Origin of the sequence: Actinosynnema sp. NPDC023658, assembly GCF_040639995.1 — a bacterium.
Taxonomy (GTDB): Bacteria; Actinomycetota; Actinomycetes; order Mycobacteriales; family Pseudonocardiaceae; genus Actinosynnema.
The window spans coordinates 1-12,142 of the sequence record NZ_JBFAAX010000160.1 but is presented as its reverse complement, the minus strand read 5'-3'; the positions used below and the strand labels follow the sequence as shown (position 1 = coordinate 12,142).

Sequence of the window (12,142 nt, the reverse complement as noted above, 5' to 3'; positions counted from 1 at the left end):
ACCGGGTCTGCGCCGACTTCGGCCACGCGGCCGTCACGCTGGAGCACTGGCGCGACACGTTCAGCCGCCCGATCAAGGACTGCTACGAGCGGATGCTGCCGACACCCGCCTCCAGCAGGGCGACGGCCTCGTCACGGCCGAACAGGTCCAGCCGCACGGGCCGGGCGCCCTCCTGCACGACCAGCCCGGTCATCCGGTTGCGGCTGGTCACGAGCACCAGGCAGTTCGACGTGCCCGGCAGCAGCGGGCGGACCTGGTCGGCGTCACGCGCGTTGTCCAGCACCACCAGCACCTTCCGGTCGGCGAGCAGGCTGCGGTACAGCGACGCCTGGGCCTCCGCGGTCGGCGGGATGCGCTCGGGTGGCACGTCGAGCGCTTCGAGGAACCCGCGCAGCACGTCCGTCGGCGGCGTCGGCTGCCCGGACGGGTCGTACCCGCGCAGGTTGACGTAGAGCTGGCCGTCCGGGAAGTCCGGTGCGACGCGGTGCGCCCAGTGCACGGCGAGCGCGGTCTTGCCGATCCCGGCCGCGCCGTCGATCGACGAGATCACCACGGTCGGGTCGGACCGGGCGTCGTCCAGGTCGCGCAGGGCCCGCCGCCGACCGACGAAGACGCGCGGCGGCACCGGCAGCTGGCGCGGCACACCGGCTCGCGGCGGTCCGTCCGCGCCGTTCTCCAGGACCTGCCGGTGCAGGTCGCGCAACGCCGGACCGGGGTCGATCCCGAGCTCCTCCGCGAGGTGCCCGCGCACCTCCTCGTAGACGGCGAGCGCGTCCGCCTGCCGCTCCGACCGGTGGAGGGCGAGCATCAGCTGCCCCCAGAACTTCTCGCGCAACGGGTGCCGCCGGGTGAGCGCGCGCAGCTCCTCGACCAGCGCGCGGGCCCGCCCGGCCGCGAGGTCGGCGTCGATCCGGTGCTCCAGCACGTCCAGGCGGTGTTCCAGCAGCGGCGCGACCTCGTCGCGGTGCAGCGCGTCGGAGGGCACGTCCGCCAGCGGTTCGCCCCGCCACAGGGCGAGGGCTTCGGCGTGCCGGCCGCGTTCGGCCAGCGCGCGGTACCGGTGCAGGTCGAGGGCGTCCGGCGGGACCTCGGCGGCGTACCCGGTGGTCGTCGTGCGCACGACGTTCGCCTCGCCCAACGCCTGGCGCAGCCGCCGCACCACCATGTGCAACGTCGCCTTCGCCCGGTCCGGGTTCGGGGCGCCGACCTCCCACAACCGGTCCACCAGCTCGTCGGCGGACACCGGCTGGTTCGCGCGCAGCAACAGGGTCGCCAGCAGGACCCGGGCCCGACCGGCGGGGACCGCGACCCGCTCGCCGTCGTGCCAGACCTCCAGCGGACCGAGGACGGCGAACCTGATCACGTGGTCCCCGACCGCCGCGAACCGGTGCGCGAGGACCGCTGATCACCTGCCCGGTGGGCAGCGCGCGCGGTAGCCATACCCCTCCCCCCGGCGCGCGAGTCTACGGCTTTCGGGCCGGGCGCGACCGTTTCGGTCCGATCACCGGACCCGTCGCCGTCGGCGCCGGTGAGGCGGTGTGAGCCGATTGTGAGGCGCTTCGCGCACAGTGGGGGACGTTCACCGCCGCTCACCCCCAGTGGGCGGGGGGCCGGAGGTCCGATCAGGGGGGACCGGCCCCGTCACCGGGTGCGCCGTCGGGGGGCGACGCGCCCGGGACGCCCGGAGCCGCGGTGACGACCCGGATCCGCGGGCGCCCTCAGTCCTCCCCGTCGAGGGCCCCGCGGCACCGGCGCCGTGATCCGGTCACGGCAGACCGGCCCGCTTCGCCCGCAGCGACTCGGCCGTGCCGCGGCCCAGCTCCTCCAGGATGGCCAGCGCCGCCTCCCACGCCGCACGCGCCGCGTCGCGGTCACCGGCCTGCAGGTGCGCGTCACCGAGCCGTTCCAGCGTCACGGCCTCCTCGTAGCGGTCGCCGCTCTCCCGGTACAGCGGCAACGCCTCCCGGTAGCAGCGGACAGCCTCGTCCAGGTCGTGCAGCCGGTGGTGGGCGTAGCCGAGGCTGTCCCACGTCGCCGCCTCGCCCAGCACGTCGTTGACCTCGCGGAGCAGCACCAGCGCCCGACCGCACTCGGCCAGCGCCCGGTGCAGGTCCTCACCGAGCATCGCGCGGGCCCAGCCGACCGCGTTGAGCGCGCGGGCCGTCCCGGCGCGGTCGTCCAGCGCCTCGAACAGCTCCAACGCCCGCTCGGCGTGGTGCAGGGCCTCGGGCAGCCGGCCGGAGTCCTCGTGCAGCCCGGCCAGGTGGCGGTGGACGTGCGCCTGGCTGCTCCGGTCGCCCAGCTCCCGGGTCAGGTCCAGCGCGGCGGCGAGGTGGACCTCGGCGTCGGCGAACCGCCCCAGCGTGATCAGGATCCGGCCCAGGCCGCGGTGGGTCGAGGCCAGCCCCACCCGGTCGTCCAGGCGCCGTGCCGCGGCCAGCGCGACCTCCAGCGACCTCGCCTGCTCGTGCCGCAACGACCGCAGCCGCGCGAACGCCGTCGTCGCCCACGCCAACTGCCAGGCGTGCGCGTCGAAACCGTGCGCGGCGGCGTGCTCCACGGCGGCGAACAGCGCCGGGTGCTCCAGGTCGAACCAGGCCAGCGCGTCGGCCCGCGTGGTCAGCGGCGTCACCACCGCGCCCGGCGCCGGGTCGGTCAGCGGCACCTCCTCGCGCTGCGCGTACAGCAGCCGGTCCGCCGCGTCCGCCGTGTGCAGGTAGTGGTCGAGCACCCGCCTCAGGGCCTGCTCGGGACCGGCCTCCTCGTGCTCCGACAGGAGGTCACGCGCGTAGGCGTGCACCAGGTCGTGCAGCGTGAAGCGGCCCGGGGCGGGCTCGGCGACCACGTGCATCCGGCTGAGCTCGGCCATCGTCGTCCGGGCGACGGACGGCGCCACACCCGCGAGGCTCGCCGCCGCCGGCACCGACACCTGCGGACCGGCGTGCACGCCCAGCAGCCGGAACATCCGGCCCGCGGCCGGGCTCAGCCGCGCGCAGGTCCAGGAGAACACCGCCCTGACGCTGGTCGTCGCCTCACCCGTGTCGAGCGCCTCCAGCCGGGTCCGCTCGTCGGCCAGCTCACCCGCCAGCGCCCGCAGCGCGAAGCCCGGGTGCGCCGCCGCCCGCGCCGCGACCACCGACAACGCCAGCGGCAGCCCCGCGCAGTGGCCGATCAGGTCGCGCACCGCGTCCGGCTCGGCGGCCACCCGCTCCACACCGAGGTGCCGCACCAGCAACGCGGTCGCCTCCTCGTCGGGCAGCACGTCCAGCGACAGCGGCTGCGCGCTCTCCCGCACCACCAACCCGTCCAGGTGGTTGCGGCTGGTCACCAGGGCCAGGCAGCGCGAACCGCCGGGCAGCAGCGGCCGCACCTGCTCGCTGTCCGCGGCGTTGTCCAGCACCACCAGCACCCGGCGCTCGGCCAGCAGGCTGCGGTACAGGCCGACCAGCTCGTCCCGCCCGGACGGGATCAGCTCCCGCGCCACGCCCAGCGCGCCGAGGAAACCGCGCAGCGCCTCGTCCGGGCTCATCGGCTCGGCCGCCGGGTCGAACCCGCGCAGGTTCACGTAGAGCTGCCCGTCCGGGAACCGGTGCGCGTTGCGGGTCGCCCAGTGCAGCGCCAACGCCGTCTTGCCCACGCCCGCCGCGCCGTTGACCGCCGCGATGGCCGCCGCACCCGCGACGCCGGGCTCGGCCGGGTCCAGCAGCGCCCGCAGCGTGCGCAGCTCGTGCTCGCGGCCGACGAAGAACCGGGTGTGCATCGGCAGCTGCCGGGGCGCGGGCGCGTGCCCGCGGTGCGGCACGCCCGGCGTGCGCGCGGTGACGTCCGGGGCGGCGGTGAGGATGCGCTGGTGCAGCTCCTGCAACCGCGGACCCGGGTCGACGCCCAGCTGGTCGGCCAGCAACCGGCTCACCGACACGTAGGCGGCCAGCGCCTCGGCCTGCCGGTCCGACCGGGACAGCGCCTCCATCAGCTGCCCCCAGAACCGCTCGCGCAGCGGGTGCTCGCGGGTCAACGACCGCAGCTCCGGCACCACCTCCGCGGCCCGGCCCGCCGCCAGGTCGACGTCCAGCCGCCGTTCCAGCGCGTCGAGGCGCTCCTCCAGCAGGGGCGCCACGTCCTCGCCGTGCAGCACGTCGGAGGGCACGTCCGACAGCGGCGTGCCGCGCCACAGCTCCAGTGCCTCGGTGTACCGGTCGCGGTCGACCAGCTCGCGGAACCGGTGCAGGTCCAGCGCGCCCGGCGGCACGTCCGCCGCGTACCCGCCGGTGGCGGTGCGCACCACGTTCGCCGGGCCGAGCGACTGGCGCAGCCGCGTCACCACCATGTGCAGGGTCGCCTTGGTGCGGGCCGGGTTCAGCGACCGGCCGTCCCACAGCCGGTCTACCAGGACGTCGGTCGACACCACGTCGCCCGCGCGGAGCAGCAGGCTCGCCAGCAGCACCCGCGCCTTGCCCGTCGGCAGCGCGACCTGACGCCCGGCGTGCCAGACCTCCAGGGGCCCGAGCACCTTGAACTCAGTCTCCACGCGCACCCCCATCACGAGCGGGCCGAAGCATAGGGCAGCACCGGGACGTCCCCGTTCGCCGTGAGGCGGGTGTGAGCGGCGTCCGGAACAGTGGAACCCGGTCACCGCGGCCGACGCGCACGGCGTTCAGCGGCACGGGGGGTACCGCCGTCCGCGCAGGTGGGACGGTCGTCGGTGACCCGGCGGCCCGCGCCGGGCCCGAGCACCACCGAGCCGGGCGCGGGCCGCCGGACACCCACCTCGACCGGCTCCCGGCAGCACGGCACCCCAAAGCGCACCCCCCTCGTCGCCAACTCTCAGCGACTACCCCACCACGCAGCGCACCCGGTCCGCACCTCTATTCGCCCCGCTCCACGCCGGGCGCCCGGCGGACGCCGACGCCGCAGATGCGGAAGGCCCCGCCGAAGCGGGGCCCTCCGTCGCACGCGGGGATCCGGTCAGTCCGGGTCGATCCACGCCACCTGGATGCGCTGCTGACCCAGCTTGCGGGTGACGATCGTGCCCCGGCCCGGGGGTTGCGGCGACGGCTTGAGGGTGCCCACGATCGAGCCCTCCTCCTTCGAGCCGGAACCCACCATGATCGGCGCCGAGATCTCCTTGAGCTTGCCCAGGATCGGGTCGTACATCGCCCGCGACGCGCCACCCATGCGCCGCACCACGATGATGTGCAGACCCACGTCCTTGGCCTGCGGGATGAACTCGGCCAGCGGTTGCAGCGGGTTCGCCGCGCCCTGCGGCGCGACCAGGTCGTAGTCGTCCACGACCACGAACAGCTCCGGGCCCTTCCACCAGGAGCGGTTCTTCAACTGCTCCTGGGTGACGTCCGGGCCGGGCAGGCGGTTGGCCATCGAGCCCCGGACGTCCTTGATCATGTCCGTGAGCTGCGCCGACGACACCGCGTAGGACAGCAGGTGGTCGGTCTCGATGTAACCGAGCATGGTGCGCCGGTAGTCGACCAGCATGATCAGCGCCTCGGACGAGGTGTAGCCGGTCATGATCCCGCGCACGATCGTGCGCAGCAGGTTGGTCTTGCCCGACTCGCCGTCCGCCAGCGCCATGAAGTGCGGGTCGGAGTCGAAGTCGAGGTACACCGGCGCCAGCTCGTCCTCGTTGACGCCGATCGGCACCAGGTGGCCGCGGTTGGGCCGCTGCTGCTGCACCTGCGCCATGAGCTCGCCGTGCGGGAGCAGGTCGGGCAGCAGGCGGACCTGCGGCGCGCGCCTGCCGCGCCACGCGGCGCTGACCTTGGCGATCATGTCCTGCACGCCCGCCGCCACGTTCTCCGCGTCCGACGACGCGTCGACGCGCGGCAGCGCGGTGAGGAAGTGCAGCTTCTGCGGCGACAGACCGCGACCCGGCCGGCCCGGCGGCACGTTGACCGCGACCTTGCGGTCCACCTCGGACTCGCTGGTGTCACCCAGCCGCAGCTCGAACCGCGTGCCGAGCAGGTCCTTCATCGCGGGCCGGATCTCCGCCCACCGGTTCGCCGCCACGACCACGTGCACGCCGTAGGACAGGCCCTGCGCGGCCAGCGCCTGCACCGCGGGCTCCAGCACCTCGAACTCCTGCCGGAAGTTCATCCAGCCGTCCACGACCAGGAACGCGTCGCCGAAGTCGTCGTCCCGGATCTCGCCGCGCCGCCTGCGGTTGCGGAACTCGACCATCGAGTCGATGCCCTGCGCCCGGAACCGCTGCTCGCGCTCCGCGATCAGACCCGACAGCTCGGCCACCATCCGCCGCGCCTTGTCCACGTCCAACCGGCTGGCGAACCCACCGACGTGCGGCAGGTTCTCCAACGACGCGAGCGTGCCGCCACCGAGGTCGAGGCAGTAGAACTGCGCCTCCTCGGGCGTGTGCGTCAACGCCATGGACGTGATCAGCGTGCGCAGCATCATCGACTTGCCCGACTGCGGACCGCCGACGATCGCACCGTGGCCCGCGGCGCCGGAGAAGTCCGCCCACAGCAGGTCCCGCCGCTGCTCGAACGGCTTGTCCACCACGCCGAGCGGCACCTGGAGCTTGCCGTTGGAGAAGAACCCGGGCGCGGTCAGGCCGCGGTCCTCGGTCGCCTGCAACGGCGGCAGCAGGGTGTCCAGCGACGGCGGCTCGTTCAGCGGCGGCAGCCACACCTCGTGCGCCGGCGGGCCCTGCCCGACCAGCCGCTCGACGATGACCTCGAGCTCGGACGGCTCGTTGGAGTCCTCTTCCTTCTTCGCCTGCTTGACCGGCTCGACCGGCTTGATCGGTTCCTTGGGGATCTCGATGTAGTCCGGCACGAAGTAGCGCGGCCGCTTGTCGCTGGTCACCGGCGCGGACGGGCCCGCGACCTGCAACCCGGCGGGCCGGTACGGACCGGACACGTAGAGCGCCTTGAACCTGGTCAGCGGCGAGCCCTGCACGCCCAGATACCCCGAACCCGGGATGGGCGGCAGCTCGTAGGCGTCCGGCACGCCGATCGCGGCCCGCGACTCGGCGGCGGAGAACGTCTTCAGACCGATCCGGTAGGACAGGAACGTGTCCAGACCGCGCAGCTTGCCCTCCTCCAGCCGCTGCGACGCGAGCAGCATGTGCATCTGCAGCGACCGGCCGACGCGGCCGATCTGGAGGAAGATGTCGATGAAGTCCGGCTTCGCCGTCAGCATCTCGGAGAACTCGTCGATGCAGATGAACAGCGCCGGCAGCGGGTCGAGGTCGGCGCCGTTCTCCCGGGCCTTCTCGTAGTCCCAGACGTTCTTGTAGTTGCCCTTGGCCAGCACTTCCTGGCGCCGGGACACCTCGCCCGCGATGGCGTCCTTCATGCGGTCGACCAGGGTCAGGTCGCCCGCGAGGTTGGTGATCGTCGCGGCGACGTGCGGCGCCTTGTCCAGGCCGAGGAACGTCGCGCCACCCTTGAAGTCGACCAGGATCATGTTCAGCGAGGTCGACGAGTGCGTGGCCAGCATGCCCAGCACCAGCGTGCGCAGGAACTCGGACTTGCCGGAACCGGTCGCGCCGATGCACAGGCCGTGCGGGCCCATGCCCTCCATGGCCGCTTCCTTGATGTCCAGCTCGACCTGCTGACCGAACTCACCGATGCCGAACGGCACCCGGTAGCGGTCGCGCACCGGCCGGGGCCGCCACGCCGCCTGCACGTCGAAGGTCATCGGGTCGCCCGGGATGCCCAGGAACTCCAGCAGCGGCGGGTTGTTGCTCATCGACAGCGGGTCCTCGTCGCTGCCGCCCGCGTCCACGCCGCCGATCCGGTACGGCGACAGCCGCCGGGCCAGCGCCTCGGCCTCGACCACGCTCAGCCAGTCCGGCGCACCGAACCACTCGACGCCGCTCGCGCTGCGCGCGCCCAGCTTGCCGTCCTCGATCACCAGCCGCAGGCCGCGGCGGGCGGTGAGGTTGCCCAGGGACTCGGACAGGTCGAGCAGGGTGACGCCGACCAGGCCCTCCTCCAGGATGATCTGCTCTTCCCGGGTGACGTCGCCGTCGTCGATCAGGATCACGACGTGCGGCTGGTCGGCGGGCGGCGGCGCGTTGCGGGTGAACCGCTGCCGGTCGCGCAGCTGCTCGTCCAGCATCTGCTCGACCTCGGTCAGCGAGCCCGCCATCATCCGCATCTGCCCGATGCCGTCGACGATCGCCGGGTGCTGCACGTGCGGCAGCCACTTCATCCACTCCCACTCGGCCTTCGTGCGGCCGGTGGTGACGACCGCGATCAGCAGGTCGTCCGGGGAGTGGAAGGTCACCATCTGGGCGAGCAGGGCGCGGGCCAGGCCGCGCTTCTCCTCGATGTCGCCGAGCAGGCCGACGGCGGCGAAGCCGCGCAGCGCGATCGAGATCGGCAGGTCGGGCACCAGCGAGTGGGCGCGCACGAACCGGCGCAGCGCCAGCGTCGCGATCGGCTCCAGCTCCTCGACCGGGCCGGTCTGCGGCGGCACGAGCCGGGTCGCCAGCCGCTGCGAGCCGCGGCCCGCGCGCAGGTGGCAGAAGTCGGGGTCGTTCTGCCGGCGCTCCCACATGCGCCGGGTGGTGGCCAGCGACCACAGCATCTGCGGGTCGGGGTGGACCCACTCGCGCTCGGCGCGCTGCTCGTTGGCGGCTTCGCGGGCGCGGTCGCGCATCTGGCCGAGGTAGCGCAGGTAGTCCTTGCGGTCCTCGTTCATCTCGGCCTTCTTCTGGCCCTTGCCACCGCCCATGCCGCCCGCCATCATGCCGACGGTCGAGACCAGCATCATGCCCGGCATGATCATCGCCGCCGGGCTGCGGTTGCTGTAGCTGAACATCAGCACCATCATCCCGACGGACGACACGATCATGACGACCGGCATCGCCTTCATCATGATGTTGCCGGGGATGACCCGGGGCACCTCGGGTGGCGGTTCGAGGTGGACCTCACCGCCCGGTGGGCGGGGAGCAGCGAGGCGTGCCGTGCGCTTGAACTGCAGCGTGCTCACCTAACAGGCACCTCTTCAGCGTCGATCCAGAACGAACACCCCGACTGCGCTCGAAATCCCCGCGGGGCCGCGTGGCCCGCGACAGTCGCACCGACACTATGGCGCATCGGAACCCCGCACGGCGGGGGGTCGGCCAAATCCGCGGCCAACGTGTTGCGCGGAACAGCCCTGCGACGACGTCGGCTGCCCCCATACTGGGTCCGTTCCTCCGGGTTCGTTCCTCAGGGGCCCGACCGGAGCGCGTCCGACCGGACCAATAGGGTCGGGGCGAACCTCAGCACACACTGATCAGGACTTTAGGGGGCGCTGGTGGCGACCGGTACGACGGTGTTCAGCCGGGTGACGGTGGTTGCGCCGCGAACGCGTATCGACGTCGCGCTGCCCGCCGACGTCTCGGTGGCCGACCTGCTGCCGATGCTGCTGGACATGGCCAAGGAGGCCACTCCGGACGGTGGCGTCAGGCACGGCGGTTGGGCGTTGGCCAAGCTGGGCGAGGGCCCGCTGGACCCCAGCCGCACGCTGGCCGCGCTCGGCGTGGTCGACGGCGAGCTCCTCCAGCTCCGCAAGCGCAACGAGAACCCGCCGCCCCCGCTGTACGACGACGTGGTCGACGCGATCGCCGAGTCCGACCCGGACAGCTTCCGCCCGTGGACGAAGGAGACGGCACGCCGCTACGGCCACCTCGCGGGGGCCCTGGCGCTCATCGCGGCCGCGGTCGCGGTGCTGCTGGCCGGCCCCCTCGCGGGCGGCGGCAACCTCGCGCCGGCGATCTGCGCGGGCGTCGTGGCCGTCGCGGCGCTGGCCGCGGGCGCGGTCGTGGCGCGCGCCTACAACGCCACCGGCACGGGTGTGCTGATCGCCGCGGCGGGCGGCCTGCCCATGGCCTACGTCGCCGGCCTCTACATCGTGCCCGGCCCGCTCGGCCGGCCGAGCCTGCTGCTGGCCAGCGTGCTGGTGCTGATCTTCGCGTCGGCCTCGATCATGCTGATCGGCCGGGGCATCACGGTCTTCATCGCCGCCGCCACGGCCGGTGCACTGAGCGGCCTGGCGTTCCTCATCGGCATCTTCGTCGACCACCCGATGCCGGGCATCGCGGCGGCCACCGCGGCGGTCTCGCTGGCGGCGCTCTCGGCGTTGCCCCGGTTGACGATCCAGCTGGCCAAGCTGCCGCTGCCGACCGTGCCGGGCAGTGCCGAGGACCTCAAGGAGGACACCGGCTTCCCGGAGTACTCCGTCATCGAGCGGCGCACCGCCAACGCGCACGAGTACCTGACCGGCATGATCATCGGCTGCGGCGGCGTCGCCGCGGTGTTCGCCGTGATCGCGGCGGGCAACGGCACCATCTGGGGCCCGCTGCTGGCGATCGCCGTGACGCTGGTGCTGCTGCTGCGCGGCCGGGCCTACGCCAACGGCGCGCAGGCGGTGGCGCTGCTGGCCAGCGGCATGGTCGCGGGCGCGGGCGTGCTCGTCGGGTGGCTGGTGGAGTCCTCGGTCGGTGACCGGCTGCTGTACGTGTTCGGCACGCTCGTCGTGGTCGGCGCGGTCGCGCTGGTGCTCGGCGTGATCTTCCCGAACCAGAAGTTCTCCCCCGTGCTGCGCCGCACGGTCGACGTGCTGGAGGCCATCCTGATCGCCGCGGTGCTGCCGCTGGCGCTGGCGGTGATGGACCTCTACGTGGCCATGCGCCAGCTCATCCCCGCGTGAGGCCGTCGATGCGCATCAACCGGATCGCCGCCGTGGCGGCGGTGGCGCTCACCCTGGTGACCTCGCCGGGGGCGTACGCCCAACCGTCCACGACGACCCCCGCACGGCCGAACTCGCAGCCGCCGCCGGTGGACCGGTCGTTCCTGCGGCAGCCGGTGCCCCCGGTCGAGGACGTGAACTACACGAAGTCCGTCCAGTGCATCACCTCGGGCACGGGCGGCCGCAACCTCCCGAAGAAGCCGTGGGGCCAGATGCAGCTGCGGCTGGAGGAGGCGCACCGCTTCGCCACCGGCAAGGGGCAGAAGCTCGCCATCATCGACACCGGCGTCAACAAGGACCACCCGCGGCTGGCCGGTCGGGTCACCCCCGCCGGCGACTACGTGGAGACCGAGAAGAAGGGCGGCGAGGACTGCGACGGCCACGGCACCGAGGTCGCCGGCGTCGCCGCCGCCAGCCGGGACGAGCAGACCGGGTTCATCGGCGCCGCGCCCGACGTGCAGGTGCTGGCGTTCCGCCACACCAGCAAGCACTTCAAGTTCGACGACCCCGAGAAGGACCCGGCGAAGCGGGACAACCGGTCGTCCGCGGGCAAGGTCGGCACCCTGGCGCAGGCCATCCTGTCCGCCGTGCAGCAGGGCGCCACGGTCGTCAACATCTCGCTGACCGCGTGCGAGGCGCCGCACGAGCCCAGCAACCAGGAGCGCGAGCTGCAGGCCGCGATCGACTGGGCGGTCAACGAGAAGAACGTCGTCATCGTCACCGCCGCGGGCAACATCGACCCCCAGGGCGGCTGCGGGTCGCAGAACGACAACCAGGACGTCGACACGGTGAACGTGGTCGCGTCACCCCCGTGGTACGCCGACAACGTGCTGTCCGTGGCGTCGATCAACGAGCACGGCGAGGTCTCGGCGTTCTCCGTGTGGGGCCCGTGGGTCAGCGTGGCCGCACCGGGCGAGAACATCGTCAGCCTCGACCCGAACGGCCAGGGCCTGACCGACGCGCGGATCGACGACTCCGGCAACCCCACCGCGATCCAGGGCACCAGCTTCGCCTCGCCCTACGTGGCGGGCGTGGCCGCGCTGGTGCGCGAGCGGTTCCCGAACCTGTCCGCTCGGCAGGTGATGGACCGGATCAAGGCCACCGCGCAGCACCCGGGCAACCCGGGCGGCCGCGACCACAAGGTCGGCTACGGGATGATCAACCCGGTGGCGGCGCTGACCGCCGAGCTGCCGTCGGAGGAGCGGGGCGCGAAGCCCGCGCAGCCGGAGCAGCTGATGACCGACCTCGGTCCGCTGAACCCGCCGGACAAGACGCCGATGATCGTGGCGCTGTCCGGCACCGGCGCGGGCGTGGGCCTGCTGCTGCTGACGCTGTTCGTCGTGCACACGGTGAACCGCAACCGGGCCAGGCGCAGGCCGGTTCCGAAGCGCTCCCTGATCTAGTCGTGCGCCGTACGTGACGGGGCCCG

5 protein-coding genes are annotated in these 12,142 nt (G+C 73.2%); 2 read left to right on the top strand and 3 right to left on the bottom strand.

The features are described from left to right. Positions 1-82 precede the first annotated feature (82 nt). The 3 genes from AB0G02_RS18490 to eccCa form a co-directional block, all read right to left on the bottom strand. Positions 83-1,363, bottom strand: coding sequence for a transcriptional regulator (locus AB0G02_RS18490; RefSeq protein WP_360795595.1), 1,281 nt, complete (start codon positions 1,361-1,363; stop codon positions 83-85). Positions 1,364-1,765: 402 nt separating this feature from the next. Next, positions 1,766-4,528: a BTAD domain-containing putative transcriptional regulator gene (locus tag AB0G02_RS18485; protein WP_360795592.1), complete on the bottom strand. Its 2,763-nt coding sequence runs from the start codon at positions 4,526-4,528 to the stop codon at positions 1,766-1,768. Between the two features lie 437 nt (positions 4,529-4,965). After that, positions 4,966-8,970, bottom strand: a complete 4,005-nt coding sequence (gene eccCa, locus AB0G02_RS18480) for a type VII secretion protein EccCa (RefSeq protein ID WP_360795589.1) — start codon at positions 8,968-8,970, stop codon at positions 4,966-4,968. Positions 8,971-9,279: 309 nt separating this feature from the next. Here eccCa and eccD point away from each other — a divergent pair, with 309 nt between their 5' ends. Then, positions 9,280-10,674, top strand: coding sequence for a type VII secretion integral membrane protein EccD (gene eccD, locus AB0G02_RS18475; protein WP_360795586.1), 1,395 nt, complete (start codon positions 9,280-9,282; stop codon positions 10,672-10,674). Positions 10,675-10,682: 8 nt separating this feature from the next. Beyond that, positions 10,683-12,116, top strand: a complete 1,434-nt coding sequence (gene mycP / locus AB0G02_RS18470) for a type VII secretion-associated serine protease mycosin (protein WP_360795583.1) — start codon at positions 10,683-10,685, stop codon at positions 12,114-12,116. The last annotated feature ends 26 nt before the right edge of the window (positions 12,117-12,142 follow it).

Coding starts and splice junctions, on each gene's coding strand:
- mycP (WP_360795583.1), top strand. CDS start 10,683: ATGCGCATCAACCGGATCGCCGCCGTGGCGGCGGTGGCGCTCACCCTG.